At 74.8% G+C, this 16,848-nt stretch carries 15 protein-coding genes; 3 read left to right on the top strand and 12 right to left on the bottom strand.

Annotated elements, in window-relative coordinates; genetic code table 11:
* Position 1 precedes the first annotated feature (1 nt).
* On the bottom strand, positions 2-991 hold the full coding sequence (moaA, locus tag HNR61_RS34525) for a GTP 3',8-cyclase MoaA (RefSeq protein WP_182847330.1): 990 nt from the start codon (positions 989-991) through the stop codon (positions 2-4).
* 138 nt (positions 992-1,129) lie between these two features.
* On the opposite strand from moaA, the gene HNR61_RS34520 reads away from it, so the two are divergent.
* Positions 1,130-1,936 carry an alpha/beta hydrolase gene (locus tag HNR61_RS34520; protein WP_182847329.1) on the top strand — a complete coding sequence of 269 codons (807 nt, stop codon included), beginning with the start codon at positions 1,130-1,132 and terminating at the stop codon, positions 1,934-1,936.
* On the opposite strand, the gene HNR61_RS34515 is transcribed toward HNR61_RS34520, so the two are convergent.
* From HNR61_RS34515 to HNR61_RS34475, 9 genes are all read right to left on the bottom strand, one after another.
* Entirely contained in the window at positions 1,929-2,906 is a 978-nt protein-coding gene (locus HNR61_RS34515) for a hypothetical protein (RefSeq protein WP_182847328.1), read from the bottom strand. The genes HNR61_RS34520 and HNR61_RS34515 overlap by 8 nt on opposite strands.
* Positions 2,903-3,703, bottom strand: a complete 801-nt coding sequence (locus HNR61_RS34510; protein WP_220510135.1) for a hypothetical protein — start codon at positions 3,701-3,703, stop codon at positions 2,903-2,905. Before HNR61_RS34510 ends, HNR61_RS34515 begins: the two co-directional genes overlap by 4 nt.
* 8 nt (positions 3,704-3,711) lie before the next feature.
* Positions 3,712-4,905, bottom strand: coding sequence for an RtcB family protein (locus HNR61_RS34505; protein ID WP_182847327.1), 1,194 nt, complete (start codon positions 4,903-4,905; stop codon positions 3,712-3,714).
* Positions 4,906-5,029: 124 nt separating this feature from the next.
* Positions 5,030-5,956 (bottom strand): oxygenase MpaB family protein, encoded by a 927-nt coding sequence (locus HNR61_RS34500; protein ID WP_182847326.1) that lies wholly within the window; start codon positions 5,954-5,956, stop codon positions 5,030-5,032.
* A gap of 200 nt (positions 5,957-6,156) precedes the next feature.
* Entirely contained in the window at positions 6,157-6,807 is a 651-nt protein-coding gene (locus HNR61_RS34495; protein ID WP_182847325.1) for a TetR/AcrR family transcriptional regulator, read from the bottom strand.
* A 12-nt stretch (positions 6,808-6,819) separates the two neighbouring features.
* Entirely contained in the window at positions 6,820-7,572 is a 753-nt protein-coding gene (locus HNR61_RS34490; protein ID WP_246444422.1) for an oxygenase MpaB family protein, read from the bottom strand.
* Positions 7,573-7,586: 14 nt separating this feature from the next.
* The gene (gene selB / locus HNR61_RS34485; RefSeq protein ID WP_182847323.1) at positions 7,587-9,338 is read right to left on the bottom strand and encodes a selenocysteine-specific translation elongation factor; all 1,752 of its coding nucleotides are present in this window, start codon (positions 9,336-9,338) and stop codon (positions 7,587-7,589) included.
* The gene (gene selA / locus HNR61_RS34480) at positions 9,338-10,654 is read right to left on the bottom strand and encodes an L-seryl-tRNA(Sec) selenium transferase (RefSeq protein ID WP_182847322.1); all 1,317 of its coding nucleotides are present in this window, start codon (positions 10,652-10,654) and stop codon (positions 9,338-9,340) included. Before selA ends, selB begins: the two co-directional genes overlap by 1 nt.
* Before the next feature lie 73 nt (positions 10,655-10,727).
* Positions 10,728-11,309, bottom strand: a complete 582-nt coding sequence (locus HNR61_RS34475) for a MarR family winged helix-turn-helix transcriptional regulator (RefSeq protein ID WP_182847321.1) — start codon at positions 11,307-11,309, stop codon at positions 10,728-10,730.
* A gap of 102 nt (positions 11,310-11,411) precedes the next feature.
* On the opposite strand from HNR61_RS34475, the gene HNR61_RS34470 reads away from it, so the two are divergent.
* Both HNR61_RS34470 and HNR61_RS34465 read left to right on the top strand, forming a co-directional pair.
* The gene (locus HNR61_RS34470; RefSeq protein WP_182847320.1) at positions 11,412-12,842 is read left to right on the top strand and encodes an MFS transporter; all 1,431 of its coding nucleotides are present in this window, start codon (positions 11,412-11,414) and stop codon (positions 12,840-12,842) included.
* Positions 12,843-12,957: 115 nt separating this feature from the next.
* Positions 12,958-14,844 (top strand): propionyl-CoA synthetase, encoded by a 1,887-nt coding sequence (locus HNR61_RS34465; protein WP_182847319.1) that lies wholly within the window; start codon positions 12,958-12,960, stop codon positions 14,842-14,844.
* 63 nt (positions 14,845-14,907) lie between these two features.
* Here HNR61_RS34465 and HNR61_RS34460 read toward each other — a convergent pair whose 3' ends face one another.
* Positions 14,908-15,183, bottom strand: coding sequence for a GlsB/YeaQ/YmgE family stress response membrane protein (locus tag HNR61_RS34460; protein ID WP_182847318.1), 276 nt, complete (start codon positions 15,181-15,183; stop codon positions 14,908-14,910).
* A gap of 124 nt (positions 15,184-15,307) precedes the next feature.
* A complete protein-coding gene (locus HNR61_RS34455) occupies positions 15,308-16,819 on the bottom strand; it encodes a peptide MFS transporter (protein WP_182847317.1) in 1,512 nt (503 codons plus the stop codon).
* Positions 16,820-16,848 lie beyond the last annotated feature (29 nt).

Below are 16,848 nucleotides of genomic sequence, written 5' to 3'. Positions count from 1 at the left end.
CTCAGCCGCCGATCGCCGACATCGGGCGGGCGGGCTGCAGGAACGACGGGTCGTCGATGCCGTGCCCGGCGCGCTTGCGGCGCACCGCCGCGCGCCACCGCTCGGCCAGCTCGGCGTCGCCCGCCCCGGCGCGCATGGCGTCGCGCAGGTTGGACTCCTCGGTGGCGAACAGGCAGTTGCGGATCTGGCCGTCGGCCGTCAGCCGGACCCGGTCGCAGGCCCCGCAGAACGGCCGCGTCACCGACGCGATCACCCCGACCGTCTCGGGGCCGCCGTCGACCAGGAACTGCTCGGCCGGGGCGCTGCCGCGCTCCTCGGTGGTGTCGGGCGTCAGGGTGAACGCCGCGCCGAGCAGGTCGAGGATCTCGTCGGCGGTGACCATGTTGTCGCGGGTCCAGCCGTGCTGGGCGTCCAGCGGCATCTGCTCGATGAACCGCAGCCGGTAGCCCCGGTCCAGGCAGTAGCGCAGCAGCGCGACGGCCTCGTGGTCGTTGATCCCCCGCATCAGCACCGCGTTGATCTTGACGGGGGCCAGCCCGCTCTCCTGCGCCGCGACCAGGCCCTTCAGCACGTCGTCGAGGCGGTCGCGGTGCGCCAGGCGCTGGAACACCGCCCGGTCCAGGGTGTCCAGGGACACGTTGACCCGGTCCAGGCCCGCGTCGGCCAGCGGCCCCGCCAGCCGGTCCAGGCCGATGCCGTTGGTGGTCAGCGAGACCTGGGGGCGCGGTGACAGCGCGACGGTGCGCTCCACGATCCCGGCGAGGCCGCGCCGCAGCAGCGGCTCGCCCCCGGTGTAGCGGACCTCGGTGACGCCGAGCCGTTCGACGCCGATGCGCACCAGGCGCACCACCTCGTCGTCGGTGAGCAGTTCCGGCTTGGGCAGCCAGTCCAGGCCCTCCGGCGGCATGCAGTAGGTGCACCGAAGGTTGCACCGGTCCGTCAAGGAGACCCTCAGGTCCGTCGCGACGCGACCGAAGCCGTCGACCAGCACGGGCTCCCCTTTCCCTCAAAGCCGTGGTCCGCCCAGCCTATTGCGGTGGTTGACGATTCGCGCCATCTCGGGAGACGGTATCGGCGCGATCACCGGGCGGGAATTCTGGTGGATCGTCCAAAGCGCGGGAGGCAGGCCATGGTCACGGCACGGGAATGGGAGTTCGCCGGAACGCGGGGGGCGGTCACGGCGCGGGTCTGGCCGCACGGTAGCCCCCGCTATGTGGCGGTTCTCTCCCATGGTTACGGAGAGCACCTGGGCCGTTACCAGCACGTGGCCGAGGCGCTGGTACGGCACGGCGCGACCGTCTGCGGGCCCGACCACCTCGGGCACGGCCGCTCGGCGGGCGAGCGGGTCCTCATCGAGGACATGGAGGACGTCGTCGCCGACCTGCACACCCTGGTGGAGGCGGTCCGCGTGGACCACCCGCGCCTGCCGATCGTGCTGGTCGGCCACTCGATGGGCGGCCTCATCGCCGTCCGCTACGCCCAGTTGCACCGCGCGGAGCTCACCGCCCTGGTGCTGTCGGGGCCGGTGCTGGGCCGCTGGGACGCGCTGGCGGCGCTGCTGGCCGCCGAGGAGATCCCCGACGTGCCGATCGATCCGGACACCCTGTCGCGCGATCCGTCGGTCGGCAAGGCGTACGTCGAGGACCCGCTGGTGTGGCACGGCCCGTTCAAGCGCCCCACGCTGGAGGCCCTGGACACCTGCATCCGGCGGATCGACGAGTCCGGCGGCCTCGGCGACCTGCCCACGCTGTGGGTGCACGGCGAGGACGACCGGCTGGTGCCACTGGCGGGCACCCGCACCGGCATCGAGGCGGTGCGCGGCGCCGACCTCACCGAGAGGATCTACCCGGAGGCGCGGCACGAGGTCTTCAACGAGACCAACCGCGACGAGGTCCTGGGCGAGGTGACCACGTTCGTCGACCGCGTGCTCAGCTGAACCGGTCCCGCCACGCGGCGTCGATCTCCGCCAGCAGGGCTCTCAGCCAGGGACGTTCGGTCTCCGGGCGCCCCGCCAGGTGGCGGGGCAGGTCGTGGCATCGCCAGTGGCGACCGTGGGAGGAGGCCTCGGCCGGGGAGATCCGCCGGGGCGCCTCCTCGTCCCACCACCGGCCCGCGCCCCTCGGCGGCCGGTCGTGCTCGCGGGCCAGGTAGGCCCACACCCGGGGGTGCGCCGCCACCTCGTCCCCGGCCACCCCGTCCGGGGGCCCCGGCACCACAGTGAGGGACCGCGCCCCCTCCACGACGACGGGCGTGCGTCCCGGCCCGCCCAGGTCGCACACGATCGCCGGACGCTCCCCTGGCCCCAGGGCCCGCATCGCGTCCGCGTGCCCGGTCCCCGCCAGCATCCCGCGCAGGAAGTCGCGGATCACCAGGGCCCCGCCCCCGGCGAAGTGGACGGGCCGCCCCTCCGACCGCACCAGCACCTCGGTCGCGCACACCCCGAGCCGCCCGAGCCACAGCCAGTCCAGCTCTCCGGCGTCGTCGACCGGGGCGCGGCCGAACGCCTCGTCGGGGTTCTCCCACGGCTCCTCGTCGGTCGGCTCGTCCTCGGCCCGGACCAGTTCCGGAGGCAGCCGCGTCTCCTGCCAGGCGTGGCACGCGTCGGTGCGTCCCCCGATGTCGGCGCCGCACGAGGCGCAGACCAGGTTCACCCCGTCCTCGGCCTCGATGCCGACGCACCCGTCCGCGCACCGTTCCGGCACCAGCCGCGTGCCGGACACGTCGCCGGGGGCCAGCACGTACGTGCCGTTCGCGTCGACCGCGTAGGTGCCGTGCGTCATCAGGACGGGCCGGAAACCGACCTCGTGGTGGGGCTGGTACCCCGGTCGCGGCATCGGCACCCGCAGCAGCGCGCCGGTCAGGACCGCGTCGCACCGCGCGCAGCGGAAGGTCGTGCGAACGTTCAAGGGCCTCGCTGTTCGATCTCTTCGGAACGCGCCCACACCAGGGGGCGCAGCTCGTCGGGCTCCACCGGCCCGTCCGTCCGCCGCAGCACGTCGGCCCGCGCCCGCCGCGCCACCGACACCATCCGGTGGAAGTGCCGGAAGACCTGGATCTCGCCGTCCTGCGCGTGGTCCCACCGGCCGAGGTACTCGTAGTCCATGCCGTGCCCGTTGTGCGGGTCCAGCCGGGCCGCGACCACGCCCCAGTTCCGCGCCTCCGTCGGCGAGTCCGGCCCGAGGACGACCATCCCGTTCGTCCGCCGTACACGCCCCCGGTCCCACCCCCAGGCGCCGGGATGCCGCGCCCACCACGCGTCCTCGTCGGCCAGCGCGGCGTCCAGGCCGTGCGTGCGCCACCGCACCGTCCCGTCGGGCGCGCCCGTCAGCGGCAGCCGCGCCTTCAGGTCGCGCGCCGCCCTGCCGGTGAACGGCGTCTCCCACGCGGGCACCAGCACGATCGGGTCCCCCGGGTCGGCGTCGAACGGGGTCGGCGTCACGAACTCCCGGTCGATCACCACCAGCGTCCCCGGCCGCGACTGGTAGGCCAGGCCCCACAGCAACCGGCCCAGCAGCCGCGCGCCGTGCCGGTCCGACAGCACGTGCCAGGTGCCGTGGAACAGGTTCGTGCTGAACCGCACCGCCGTCCCCGGCCGCAGCCCGATGACGGTGTGCTCGCGCCCGGCCAGCCGCAGCGTCCGGCGGTGCAGCTTCATGCCGTCGGCGGCGGCCCGCGCGTTGGCGGGCCGCTGCCGACTCCTCATGCGCGCCGTCATCCCTTGATACAGATGAGCTGCTTGAGGTGCGCGACGACCTCCACCAGGTCCGACTGCGCCTCGATCACCGACTCCAGGTCCTTGTACGCGCCGGGGATCTCGTCCAGCACCCCGGCGTCCTTGCGGCACTCCACGCCCCTGGTCTGCTCGACCAGGTCGTCCACCGTGAACGCCTTGCGCGCCTTGTTGCGGCTCATCCTCCGGCCCGCGCCGTGCGAGGCCGAGTTGAAGGCCGCCTCGTTCCCCAGGCCCCGCACGATGTAGGTCCCGGTCGCCATCGACCCCGGGATGATCCCCAGGTCGCCCCGCCCGGCGCGGATCGCGCCCTTGCGGGTGACGAGCAGGTCCACGCCGTCGTAGGTCTCCTCCGCCACGTAGTTGTGGTGGCACGAGATGACCTCGCCCCACGTGCAGCGCTTGGCGCCGAAGTACTTGGTGACCACCTGCTGGGACAGCGCGACCATGACGGCCCGGTTCCGGCGCGCGTACTCCTGCGCCCAGAACAGGTCCCGCCGGTACTCCTCCATCTTGGCGGTCCCGGCGAGGAACACCGCGAGGTCGGGGTCGGGCAGGTCCTGGTTGTGCGGCAGCCTCCGGGCGGCCTCGACGTGGTGCTCGGCCAGCTCCTTGCCGATGTTGCGCGACCCCGAGTGCAGCACCAGCCAGATCGCGCCCTCGTCGTCGGCGCACAGCTCCAGGAAGTGGTTGCCGCCGCCGAGGCTGCCGAGCTGCGCGCGGGCCTTGCCGAACCGGCCGCGCACCGCCGGGTGCAGCTCGTCGAAGCGCTTCCAGAAGTCGTACCAGCCGCGCTCCCTCAGCCCCGGCAGGGCGGAGGGGTCGACCGGGTCCTTGTGCGCGTGGTAGCCGACCGGGATCGTGCGCTCCAGCCGCGACCGCAGCAGGCCGAGGTCGTCGGGCATGTCCTCGACGGTGAGGCTGGACCTGACGGCCGTCATCCCGCAGCCGATGTCCACGCCGACGGCGGCCGGGGAGACGGCGTCGCGCATCGCGATCACCGAGCCCACGGTCGCGCCCTTGCCGTAGTGCACGTCCGGCATGACCGCCAGGCCCTCCACCCACGGCAGCCGCGACACGTTCTGCAGCTGCTCCAGCGCGACGTCCTCGACGGTGGCCGGGTCGGTCCACATCCGGATCGGAACACGACCGCCCTTGAGCGTCTGGTACGGCATCACCTGCTCCTCTCCGTGACATCGACGATGATCCGAACCGCGATCCATGAAGCCAGAGCCACCCGGTGCGGAACAACCCATTTTCCCACCGACCCGGACGAACGGCGCCCCTCCCCGGCCGGGATCAGAGGGGGCGTCCGGCCAGGGCCTCCTGCCAGCGCCGGTGGGCGCGGGCGGCCTGGCGGGCGCGGTAGGCGATGGGCATGTAGCGCACGCGCTCGGGCAGCAGCGGCGCCGTGCGGCCGAGCACCGTGGCCAGGGCGCGCAGCCCGCGTTCGTCCCGGGCCGTCCATGACAGCCCGAGCTTGTCGCGGGCGCCGGGCGGGAGCGTGCCGACGGTGACGAAGCGGGCCAGGCGCCCGCCGGTCAGGCTCAGCGGGGCCAGCAGGGGGCGCAGCCGCGCCGGCACGGTGGGCGGCACCTTGTCCATCCGGTCCAGGACCTCCAGCGCGACCCGGTGGGGCACCAGGGTGTCGGCGACCATGCGGTCGAAGTAGGTCCAGAAGTCGGCGATGGTGGCGGGCAGCATCCGTTCGGGCACCTGGAGGATCCGGCCGAGGTTCATGAACTCCTCGAACAGCCGCCGTTCCCGCTCGGGGGTCAGCGGCTCGGGCGAGAAGCGGCGGGCCACGGTGTCGGCGGCGTAGTAGCCCGTCAGGTGCACCCACGCCCACGGCTCGGCGGACAGGGCGTGGTGGCGGGTGCCGTTCTCGTCCTCGGCGCTGAGGGGCTTGTGCATCTCCCGCAGCCGCCTGCCCTCGGCGATCGCCTCCTGCCCGCCGTACACCCAGGTCTGCACGGAGGCGAAGCTGCGCAGGGCCCGGCCGACGGGGTCGGCGCGGAAGCTCGACAGCCGGTCGACCACCGTCCCGATCGCCGGGTGCATGGACTGGAGGATGAACGCGCTGTTCCCGGCGACCGCCGACAGGTACATGCCGAGGTCGTCCCAGAGGATCGAGCCCGGGCCGAACGGCTCGGGCTCGCGGCGCCCGTCCCGTTCGGGGACGTGCGGTGAGGGTGCGGTGAGGGGGGTGGGTTCGGTCAACGTCATGGTCCGGCCTCCCGGCGAGCGCCTGCTGCGTTGATACGAAGAGACTGATTTCGTATCAGTGTATGCACGCCCTCCGCTCACCGTCGAGGGCCCTCCAGGGCACGGCGCACGTTTGTTGGCAGAGTGCCAATCAGTGTTCGCGGGTCGCCGACGAAGCCCTGGCATGGGCGGGCCCTCGGCGCCGGAGGCCCGGCCGCGGGTCAGGCGCCGGGCCGGGGGCGGCGGTGGCCGTTGGCGATGGGCACCAGGTAGCGGCGCGCGAACGCGCGGGCGCCGTCGTCGTCCAGCGGGATGAGCCCGGCCGGGGTGAGCGACAGCGAGTGGGTCAGCCGGACGAGGATCTCGGCCACCAGCTCCGGGTCGAACCCCTCGTCGGCCGACACCGGGCGCAGCCGCTGGGCCAGGTACCCGCGGGCGGCGGCCAGCAGCGGCCCGGCCGCGGAGGTCGCGTGCGGCAGCAGGAGGTCCGGTTCGATCGTCATCAGCCGGTTGAACAGCCGCTGCTCCCGGCTGATCCGCACCGTCGCGGCGAAGCCCTCGACGATCCCCTCCTCCAGGCCCGGCACGTCGGCGACGGCCTGGTCGAGCTCGGCGAAGAACCGCCGCGCCTCGCGCATCAGCACCCCGCTGACCAGCTCGGCCTTGCTGGGGAAGCGGCGGTAGACGGTGGCGCGGCCCAGCCCGGAGGCGCGGGCGACGTCGTCCATCGTCGTCTTGCGCAGCCCGAAGGTCTCGAACAGGCCGAGCGCGGCGTCCAGGATGCGGTCGGTCAGGGGCTCGCCGGGGTCCGGTCCGCTCCGCGTCGCGCCGGTGAGCAGGCCGCGCAGGGGATCGTCGCCGTCGTCGTCCATCGTGCGGCCAGGCTATCGGCGATGGCGGGCCGCGCGCATCGCCCTGGCCGCTATCGGCGTGTACCGCAGCGGACCGACCAGGGCGGCGTCGGCCGTCCGCATCGCCTGGGCGAACCTCCGGAAACCCCACTCGTCGGCGGCCGACCACGCCAGGCCGAACCGCGCGCGCAGCACCGGCGGCAGGCTGCCGACGCCCACCCGCCGCAGCATCGCGGTGGTGGGGACCGCCAGGCCCTGCCACGCCACGTCCGGCAGGGGCCAGCGCGGCGGGGGCGGCAGCGGCTCACGGTCCAGCCGGATGAGCAGCCGGACGGTCTCGTTGTCCTCCAGCCGGTCGTTCACCATCGCGTCGAAGTAGCGGCGGAAGGCGGCCGGGTCCTCCGGGACGTGGCGTTCGGCGACTCCCAGGGCGAACGCCAGCTGCCGCCACTCCTCGAACAGGGCGGCCGCGCGGGCCGGGGGCACCGGGCGCGCGAACAGGCGCTGCGCCTCCAGCATCCCGTGCAGCAGGGTGGCGTGCACCCACAGGTAGGCCTCGGGGTTGAGCGCGTGGTAGCGGCGGCCCCGCGCGTCCACGCCCTTGATGTCCCGGTGGACCTCGCGGAGCCGGGCGGTCTCCCGGCGGCCCGCCGCGTCGCCCCGGTAGCCCAGGAACCGCGTCGTGGACTCGACGGTGCGCAGCAGGCGCCCCCAGCGGTCCTCCAGGAACTCCGAGTGGTCGGCCACCCCGGCGCCGACCACCGGGTGCGCCACCTGGAGGAGCAGGGTGCCCCGCCCGGTCAGCCGCCGCGGACGGTGCGGGCGTCGCCGGTCCGGTGCGTCGCGCCCTCGCGGTCGAGGTGTTCCAGCAGGGCGACCGCCACCCGGCGCGTGGCGTCGAGCGCCTGGCGGGCCTGGCCGAGGGTGAAGGGCTGCGGGAGGCGGGCCAGCAAGGCCAGCGCCCGCGCGGGCGCGTCCGGCAGGAGGACCACGTCGCCGGGCAGCGGCAGGACCAGGCCCTCGCGGGCGGCGGCCGCCAGCACCGCCGGGGTCAGGCCCAGTCCCGCGAGCTCCTCGGAGGTCGGGGCCCGGAACGGGGCCCCGGCCAGGTGGTCGCGCAGCCGGGACACCGCCGCCGTCACCTGGGGCGGCGGTTCGGTCCGGGCGTGGACGCGGCCGCCCGACAGCCGGAGCGGGTCGCGGACCAGGGCGGCGACCAGCGCGCGGCTGGGGAGGGAGAGCCTCAGCCGGGCCGCCTCCAGCGGGAGGCCGGGGGCCAGCGGGTGGTCCGCCGCGTGGGCCGTGACCTCCTTGGCCAGGCGGTGGTGGAGGTCGTCCCAGTGCACCGGGTCCACCAGCCAGTCGTCCACCTCGACGGCGTCCACGGGCGCGGCGCAGCCCATCAGGGCCAGGTCGGCGCGGGTCAGGACGCCGTGGCGGCGCAGCAGGACCTCGCCGCCCGGGCGGTCAGGCCAGGTCGCCAGCTCGCGGGCGCGGGCCGCGCCGGCCCCCCGGCGGACCAGGGTGGGCGGGCGGACGTCCAGGACGTGCACGCCCGCCACGGCGCGGCGTCCCGGGTCGCGCAGCAGGGCCGTGTCGCCGACGTGGAGGGGCAGGCGGGCGTTGATGGTGAGGCGGGCGGTGTCGGGGCCGAGGGGGCGCAACCGCACCGGGACGGCCGCCGAGCCGATGTGCAGGATCATCTGGCGGGGCAGGCGACCGGAGGGCTCGTTGAAGCGCGTGCGGACGTCGATGCAGGTGGTGGGGGTCCAGGCGGCCGGGGTGACCAGGCTCATACCGCGGCTGACGCGGTGGTGGTCGACGCCGCGGAGGTTGAGGGCGACGCGGGTGACGCCGTGGACGCTGTCGAGGCGCCGCTTGGCGGACTCGACGGCGCGGACGCGGACGCGTTCCCCGGCGGGCATCAGGACCAGCTCGTCGCCGGTGCTGACGGTCCCGGCGGTGAGGGTGCCGGTGACGACGGTGCCGCTGCCCTGGACGGTGAACGCGCGGTCGATCCACAGGCGGACCGGCGCGGCGGGGTCGGGGACCGGGAGGCGGCCGGTGAGGCGGTCGAGGGCGGCGGTGAGGTCGGGCAGCCCCTCGCCGGTGACGGCGCTGACGGTGACGGACTCGACGTTGCGGAGGCCGGTGGTGGCGAGGCGCTCGCGGGCCTGGCGCAGGGCGAGCTTGGGGGCGGCGACGTCGCAGCGGGTGACGGCGAGGACGCCGTGCCGGACGCCGAGGGCGTCCAGGGCGGCCAGGTGCTCCTCGGACTGGGGCATCCAGCCCTCGTCGGCGGCGACGGCGAACAGGACGGCGGGGGCGGGCCCGGCCCCGGCGAGCATGGTGGTGACGAAGCGCTCGTGGCCGGGGACGTCGACGAACGCCAGGCGGCGGCCGGAGGGCAGGTCGGTCCAGGCGAAGCCGAGGTCGAGGGTGAGGCCGCGGCGGCGCTCCTCGGCCAGGCGGTCGGGGTCGGTGCCGGTGAGGGCGCGCACGAGGGCGGACTTGCCGTGGTCCACGTGCCCGGCGGTGGCGACGACCTGCATCAGTTCCCTTCCCGGGCGGTGCGGACGGCGGCGCCGAGCGCCCGGTCGTCGGCGGGGTCGACCGACCGGAGGTCGAGCAGGAGGCGGTCGCCCTCCATGCGGCCGACGACGCGGCGGGCGCGCAGGGGCCGTTCGTAGTGGGCCGGCAGGGCGACGGCGACGCTGGGCAGTTCGACGCCGGGGGCGGCGCCGCCGCCGACGGTCGCGACGGTGTCGGTGACGGCGGCGTCCACACCGTGGGCGGCGAGCGCGGCGGCGAGGGCCTCGGCGCGGGCGCGCAGGGCGGGCCGGGTGGCGTGCAGCATCCGGGTGGCGGGGGGCCGGGGGCCGCGCAGGGTCGCCTCCAGCGCGGCGAGGGTGGTCTTGTCGGGGCGCAGGGCCCGGTAGAGGGGGTGGCGGCGCAGGCGGGCGAGCAGGTCGCGGCGGCCGAGCAGCAGCCCGGCCTGGGGGCCGCCGAGGAGCTTGTCGGCGCTGGCGGTGACGAGGGCGGCCCCGTCGGCGAGCGCGGTGGCGGCGTCGGGCTCGTCCGGCAGCAGCGGGTCGGGGGCCAGCAGGCCCGAGCCGATGTCGGCGACGACGGGCGCGCCGAGGGGCGCCAGCTCGCGGATCGGGGCGGCGGCGGTGAAGCCCTCGATGCGGAAGTTGGAGGGGTGGACCTTCAGGACGAACGCGGTGTCCGGCCCGAGCGCGGCGGCGTAGTCGGCGGCGGTGGTGCGGTTGGTGGTGCCGACCTCGCGCAGCCGGGCGCCGGTCGCGGTGAGCAGGTCGGGCAGGCGGAACCCGTCGCCGATCTCGATCATCTCGCCGCGGCTGACGACGATCTCGCGGCCCCGCGCGAGGGCGGTCGCGGCGAGGGCGAGGGCGGCGGCGTTGTTGTTGACGACCTGGACGTCCCCGGCGGCGGGGCAGGCGGCGCGCAGCGCGTCCAGGGTCCCGGTGCCGCGCGGTCCCCGGCGTCCGGCGGCGAGGTCGTACTCGACGTCGGTGGTCCCGGCGGCGGCGAGGACGGCGTCGCGGGCGGCGGGCGACAGCGGCGCGCGGCCGAGGTTGGTGTGGAGCAGGACGCCGGTGGCGTTGATGACGGGCCGCAGCGTGGTGGCGTGCTCGGGGAGGGCGGCCAGGGCGGCGTCGGCGACGTCCTCGGGGGCGAGGCGGCCGGCGCGCACGGCGTGCTGGGCGTCGGCGACGGCGGTCTTGACCAGGACGCGGCCGAGCCGGTCGGCGGCGGCCCTCAGGCGGGGGTCGGCCAGGACGGCGTCGGTGCGGGGGACGCTGCGCCGGGGGTCGGCCGGTGGGCGGGACGGCGTGGGCTCCACGAGAGGCAACCCTATGGACGGCGGGGGCGTCGCGGAAGCCGACCGCGCGCGGAGGGCGGGAACGGGACGTCCGTCACACTCCGGCGGCGGTCCCCCCGCGCGTTCCGGACGGCGCCGCCGGCAGCGGCCCGCCGGGCGGCCCGGCGATGCCGAAGTGGTCGCACTCGGAGGCCGAGTAGGCGAGGAAGTCGTCGATCATACGGTTGACCAGGACGGCGAGCCGTTCCCGGTCGTCGGCGGGCCAGTGCGCGAGGGCGCCGGACATCCAGCGCAGCGCGGCCCCGCGGATCGCCTCGACGGCGTCGTGCCCGGCGGGCAGCAGGCGGACCCGCTGGGCGCGCCGGTCGTGCGGGTCGGGGACGCGTTCCAGGTAGCCGGCCTTCTCCAGGCGCTGGACCTGGCGGGTGACGTGCGGGGCCTCGACGGCGAGGCGCTGGGCGATCTCGCCGGGGCGCAGGGGCTCGCCGGCCTCGGCCAGCAGGCGCAGCAGGGGCACGGCCGCGCGGTCGACGGGGACCCCGGCGGCGCTGACGGTGCGGTCGTGCTGGCGGGCGCGGGTCAGCAGGTGGGCCACGCGGGTGAGGCCGCGTTCCAGCTCGACGACCCCGGCCGGATGGGTGTCGGCGACGGCGGAGGAGGAGTGTGGCGCGGACATGTGATCCATCTTACAGGCATATTACTTAACTTAAGTAAGTAGTACGCTTCGTCCTTGTCGTGGCCTTCGACGCTCTTTCCCCCTGTTTCTTCTGGAGGTCCCATGACCGGTGCCGTCACGACGGCGCCCGGCGCACGCACCGGTCCCGGGGGCGCCCCGCGCCCCGGCCTGACGCTGGTGGCGCTGGCCACGGCCGGGATGGTGGTGTCGGTGCAGCAGACGCTGGTGCTGCCGCTGCTGCCCCGGCTGATGGAGCGGTTCCACACCTCGGTGACGGCGGTGACCTGGGTGTTCACCGCCGCCCTGCTGGCGGGCGCGGTCGCCACTCCCCTGCTGACGCGGTTCGGCGACATGTACGGCAAGAAGCGCATGATCCTGCTGGCGATGGGGCTGCTGGTGGCCGGGTCGGTGGTGTGCGCGCTGTCGGAGTCGCTGGGCGTGCTGGTCGTGGGCCGGACCCTCCAGGGGACGTCGTCGGCGCTGGTCCCGCTGGCGATCGGGGTCATCCGCGACACCTCCCCCCGCGAACGCGTCACCACCGGCATCGGGATCGTCAGCGCCACGATGGGCGTGGGCGGCACGATCGGCATGCTGGTCACCGGCGTGATCGCCGACCACACCACCAGCCACCACCCGGTCTTCTGGATCACGGCGGGGCTGGCGGGCGCCGGGGCGGTGCTGATCCGGTTCGCCGCGCCGGACACCGGGACGCGCTCGGGCGGCCGCCCCGACGTCGCCGGGGCGCTGCTGCTGGGCGCGTGGCTGGTGTGCCTGCTGCTCGGGATCAGCCAGGGCAACCGCTGGGGCTGGACCTCCGGCGGGGTGCTCGGGCTGTTCGGCGCGGCGGCGGCGCTGTGCGCGGTGTGGGTGCTGGTCGAGACGCGGGTGCGCGAGCCGCTGGTGCGGCTCGGCCTGCTGGTCGGGCCGCGGTCGCTGTCGGCGAACGTCGCGTCGGTCCTGCTGGGCTTCTCGATGTTCGCGGCGTTCACCCTGATCTCCACGTTCGTGCAGACGCCCGCGGCGGTCGCCGGGTACGGCCTGAGCGGGTCGGTGCTGGACGTGGGCCTGTACACGCTGCCGAGCACGGTGACGATGCTGGCGGCCTCGATGCTGTCGGGACGGCTGGCCCTGCGGCTCGGCGCGGCGTTCACGCTGGCGATCGGGGCGGTGTTCGCGGCGCTCAGCTACGCGTGGCTGGCGGTGTTCAACGGCACCGTGACCGACATGCTGGTGTTCAACGCGGTGCAGGGCGTCGGGTTCGGGATCGCCTACGCGGCGCTCGGCACCCTGGCGGTGCAGCACGTGCCGATGGACCAGAGCGGCATCGCCAGCGGCATCAACTCGCTGGTGCGGGTCGCGGGCGGCAGCGTCGCGGGCGCGGCCACCGCCGCCGTCCTGACCGCCGGGACGGCCGCCGGGGCGAGGGCGCCGTCACTGGACGCCTACGTGCTGTGCTTCTGGCTCGCGGCGGCCGGGGCGCTGCTGGCCGCGGCGGTCGCGACGGCGCACGGGCTGCGCCACCCCCGTCACTGAGCGGTCCGCGGATCGGACCGGCGCGGGGCCTTGACGAATCGGGCCCCGGGCGGGCCGTATAGGGGAACGCCCCAATTCCCGATGTTGGGGTGGTCCGACTGCTCCGGAGGACGATATGGGCGCCTACGCGGCCGCGTACGAACGCAGCATCGCCGATCCGACCCGGTTCTGGGGGCTGGCGGCCCGCGACATCCGCTGGCTGGTCCCGCCGGACCGGGTGCTGGACGACGGCGCTCCCCCGTTCTACCGGTGGTTCACCGGCGGTGAGCTGAACACCTGCGACAACGCCCTGGACCGGCATGTGGAGGAGGGCCGCGGCGACCAGCCTGCCCTGATCTACGACAGCCCCGTCACCGGGACCGTGCGCACCTTCACCTACCGGGAGCTGACCGAGGAGGTGGCGCGGTTCGCCGGGGCGCTGCGGGCGCAGGGCGTGGACCGCGGCGACCGCGTGGTGATCTACCTGCCGATGATCCCGGAGGCGGTGGTCGCGATGCTGGCGTGCGCGCGGCTGGGCGCGGTCCACTCGGTGGTGTTCGGCGGGTTCGCGGCCCGCGAGCTGGCGGTGCGGATCGACGACGCCCGGCCCAAGGCCGTGGTGTCGGCGTCCTGCGGGATCGAGGGGTCGCGGGTGGTGGCCTACAAGCCGCTGCTGGACGAGGCCCTGGAGCTGGCGTCGCACAAGGTGGAGCGGTGCGTGATCCGGCAGCGCCCGCAGCTGCACGCCGACCTGGCGCGGCCCCGCGACGTGGAGTGGGACGAGGCCGTCGCGGCCGCCGAGCCCGCCGGGTGCGTGCCGGTCGCCGCCACCGACCCGCTCTACATCCTCTACACCTCCGGCACCACCGGCCGCCCCAAGGGCGTGGTGCGCGACAACGGCGGCCACGCGGTCGCGCTGCGCTGGTCGATGGAGAACGTCTACGGCGTCGGCCCCGGCGACGTGTTCTGGGCGGCCTCCGACGTCGGCTGGGTCGTCGGGCACTCCTACATCGTGTACGCGCCGCTGCTGACCGGCTGCACGACGGTGCTGTACGAGGGCAAGCCGGTCGGGACGCCGGACGCGGGCGCGTTCTGGCGGGTGGCGGCCCAGCACCGGGTGAAGGCGCTGTTCACCGCGCCGACGGCGATCCGCGCCATCAAGAAGGAGGACCCGGACGGGCGGCTGCCGGCCGGGTACGACCTGTCGGCGCTGGAGACGCTGTTCCTGGCCGGGGAGCGCCTGGACCCCGACACCTACCACTGGGCGGCGCGCGTGCTGGACCGGCCGGTGATCGACCACTGGTGGCAGACCGAGACCGGCTGGCCGATCGTGGCGAACCCGCGCGGCCTGGAGCCGCTGCCGGTCAGGCCGGGGTCGCCGTCGGTGCCGGTGCCCGGCTACGACGTGCGGGTGCTCGGCCCCGACGGGGAGCCGGTCCCGCCCGGCGCCGACGGCGACATCGTGATCCGGCTGCCGCTGCCGCCCGGCACGCTGCCCACCCTGTGGCAGGACGACGAGCGGTTCGTCGAGTCGTACCTGACCCGCCACCCCGGCCACTACCTGACCGGCGACGGCGGGCATCTGGACGAGGACGGCTACGTGTGGGTGATGGGCCGCACCGACGACGTGATCAACGTCGCCGGGCACCGGCTGTCCACCGGCACGATGGAGGAGGTCATCGCCGCTCACCCGGCGGTCGCCGAGTGCGCCGTCATCGGCGTGCGGGACGAGCTGAAGGGCCAGGTGCCGCGCGGGCTGGTGGTCCTGAAGAGCGGCGCCGACGCCGACCCCGCCGCGCTGCGCGACGAGCTGGTCGCGATGGTGCGGCGGCAGGTCGGGCCGGTCGCGGCGCTCAAGGAGATCACGGTGGTGCGGGCGCTGCCCAAGACCCGTTCCGGCAAGATCCTGCGCGGCGTGATGCGGGGCATCGCCGACGGGCAGGAGGTGCCGGTGCCGTCCACGATCGAGGACCCGGCGGTCCTGGAGGAGCTGCGCCCGGTGCTGCGCTCCCCCGGCGCCTGACCCGGCGCGCGCCCGGCCGCCGTCCCGGGGGCTCGGGACGGCGGCCGGGCGGCAGGCCACCGGTCAGTAGTTGCTGCCGGAGCGCTTCGGCCAGAAGGCGGCCACCAGGTAGACGCCGATGGCCGCGACGGCCACCTGGAAGAGCGTCTCCCAGAAGTTCCACCCCTCGGTCTTCAGACCGAACAGGTGGGCGAGCCCCGTGCCGATGAACGCCGCCACGATGCCCACCACCACCGTCAGCCAGATCGGCATGTGCTGCTTGCCCGGCACCACGAGCCGGCCGAGCGCGCCGATGATCGCGCCGAAGATGATGGCCGTGATGATCCCCCCGATGGTCATGTCCGCTCCTTCGGTCATGAGGCGTCGGCTCCCGCCTGTCGCGGAACCGTCACCCCTCCCCTACCCACCACGCGATCATCGACACGATCCGTGACGGAACGCACACCGGGGGCGATCCCGCCCGCTACGCGCGGGTGCCGGCCGGGTCGGCGGCGGGCGCGCGGTCCTCGCCCATCAGGCGGCGCAGGGCCCGCACGAACAGGAACATCACCACGCCCGCGGCCACGGTGAGCGCGCCCAGCAGCAGGAAGTAGGCCACATCGCCCAGCGCGCCCTGGAAGCGGGCGACCTGCCCGCCGACGGCGTCCCCGGCGGCGGTGGCCAGGAACCACACGCCCATCATCTGGCTGGCGAACGCCTGCGGGGCCAGCCGGGTGGTCACCGACAGGCCGACCGGTGACAGGCACAGCTCGCCGAGGGTCTGCAGCAGGTACACCGCGATCAGCCACAGCAGCGAGATCCGGACCCCGCCCGCGGCGGCGTTCGAGGCGATCGACATCACCACGAACGACAGCCCGCACATCACCAGCGCGAACGCGAACTTGTGCGGGGTGCCGACCCGGTCGCCGAGCCTGACCCACAGCCAGGCGAACACCGCCGAGAAGCAGATGATCAGGATGGGGTTGATGTTCTGCGTCCAGGACGAGGGCATGTCCCAGCCGAGGATGGTCAGGTCGACCTTCTGCTGGGCGAAGATGTTGAGCGGCCCGGCCGCCTGGTCGAAGATCATCCAGAAGAGGGCGGCGGCGACGAACAGCCACACGTAGGCGCGCAGCTTCACGCGCTCCTCGCCGCTGACCTCGGGGCTGCGGAACATGAACGCGAAGTAGGCGACCGGCACGACGATCGCCAGCGCGGTCAGCGCGACGGTGACGCCGTCGACGGTCAGCCGGCCCATCGCCGCGAAGGCCGCCAGCACGGCGGCGACCAGCGCCAGCACCAGGCCGACGGTGCGGAACACCCGGGTGCGCTCGGCCGGGGTGAGCGGGTTGCCGGGCCGGTCGCCCACGCCCCGCAGGTGCCGCCCGCCGATCACGTACTGGGCCAGGCCCAGCGCCATGCCGACCGCGGCGGCGCCGAAGCCGACGTGCCAGTTGACGTCCTGGCCCAGGTAGCCGACCAGGAACGGCGCCAGCGACCCGATGTTGATGCCCATGTAGAAGATCGAGAACGCCGAGTCGCGGCGGGCGTCGGGCTCGCCGTCGTACAGCTTGCCGACCATCGTGGAGATGTTCGGCTTCAGCAGCCCGGTGCCCAGGATGATCAGCATGAGGCCGAGGTAGACGAAGCCCGCCCCGCCGGGGACGGCCATCGACAGGTGGCCGCACATGATGACGATGCCGCCGACCAGCACGGCCCGGCGGGCGCCGAGGATCCGGTCGGCGACCCAGCCGCCGGGCAGGGCCACGAAGTAGACCATCGCCATGTAGACGCCGAGCAGCGCCTTGGCCGTGCCCTCGGCCATGCCCAGGCCGGAGTCGGCGGGCGGCGCGATCAGGAACAGCACGAGGATCGCGCGCAGGCCGTAGAAGCTGAACCGCTCCCACAGCTCGGTGAAGAAGAGCGTGGCCAGGCCCCATGGATGACCGAAGAAGGTGCGACCCGACGTCGCACCGGCAGACGTGGGCGTCGCCATACGGTGTTTCCCCCCGGAGATCGTCGCCA

The sequence above is a fragment of the Actinomadura kijaniata genome, assembly GCF_014138665.1.
In the GTDB taxonomy this organism is placed as follows: Bacteria; Actinomycetota; Actinomycetes; order Streptosporangiales; family Streptosporangiaceae; genus Spirillospora; species Spirillospora kijaniata.
The sequence above is the reverse complement of the archived record's forward strand: the minus strand, read 5'-3'. Positions and strand labels throughout refer to the sequence as shown.

Bases quoted from the DNA above. Each gene is read 5' to 3' on its own strand.
- HNR61_RS34520 (WP_182847329.1), top strand. From the start codon at position 1,130: ATGGTCACGGCACGGGAATGGGAGTTCGCCGGAACGCGGGGGGCGGTC.
- HNR61_RS34510 (WP_220510135.1), bottom strand. From the start codon at position 3,703: ATGAGGAGTCGGCAGCGGCCCGCCAACGCGCGGGCCGCCGCCGACGGC.
- HNR61_RS34505 (WP_182847327.1), bottom strand. From the start codon at position 4,905: ATGCCGTACCAGACGCTCAAGGGCGGTCGTGTTCCGATCCGGATGTGG.
- HNR61_RS34500 (WP_182847326.1), bottom strand. From the start codon at position 5,956: ATGACGTTGACCGAACCCACCCCCCTCACCGCACCCTCACCGCACGTC.
- HNR61_RS34495 (WP_182847325.1), bottom strand. From the start codon at position 6,807: ATGGACGACGACGGCGACGATCCCCTGCGCGGCCTGCTCACCGGCGCG.
- selB (WP_182847323.1), bottom strand. From the start codon at position 9,338: ATGCAGGTCGTCGCCACCGCCGGGCACGTGGACCACGGCAAGTCCGCC.
- HNR61_RS34475 (WP_182847321.1), bottom strand. From the start codon at position 11,309: ATGTCCGCGCCACACTCCTCCTCCGCCGTCGCCGACACCCATCCGGCC.
- HNR61_RS34470 (WP_182847320.1), top strand. From the start codon at position 11,412: ATGACCGGTGCCGTCACGACGGCGCCCGGCGCACGCACCGGTCCCGGG.
- HNR61_RS34465 (WP_182847319.1), top strand. From the start codon at position 12,958: ATGGGCGCCTACGCGGCCGCGTACGAACGCAGCATCGCCGATCCGACC.
- HNR61_RS34460 (WP_182847318.1), bottom strand. From the start codon at position 15,183: ATGACCATCGGGGGGATCATCACGGCCATCATCTTCGGCGCGATCATC.
- HNR61_RS34455 (WP_182847317.1), bottom strand. From the start codon at position 16,819: ATGGCGACGCCCACGTCTGCCGGTGCGACGTCGGGTCGCACCTTCTTC.